General features: G+C 77.9%; 1 protein-coding gene. It reads left to right on the top strand.

The genetic code is table 11. The features are described from left to right. The coding region (locus tag G3I65_RS23605; RefSeq protein WP_160698034.1) for an ATP-binding protein at positions 1–213 on the top strand (213 nt) is incomplete at both ends.

The raw sequence follows: 213 nt of genomic DNA, 5'->3' as shown, positions 1-213 counted from the left end.
CCGCGGCCGCGCGGCCCAGCTGGCGGAACTCGACGAGCTGCTGCACCGCGACGACACCGGCGCGCGCATCGCCGTCCTCTCCGGCACCGGCGGGGTCGGCAAGACGGCGCTCGCCGTGCACTGGGCGCAGCGCGCGCCCGGCGAGTTCCCCGACGGGCAGCTCTACCTCGACCTGCACGGCTACGGCACGGTCCGGCCGGTCGAGCCGGGCGA

Origin of the sequence: Amycolatopsis sp. SID8362 (genome assembly GCF_010550475.1) — a bacterium.
Taxonomy (GTDB): Bacteria; Actinomycetota; Actinomycetes; order Mycobacteriales; family Pseudonocardiaceae; genus Amycolatopsis; species Amycolatopsis eburnea.
The sequence above is the reverse complement of the archived record's forward strand: the minus strand, read 5'-3'. Positions and strand labels throughout refer to the sequence as shown.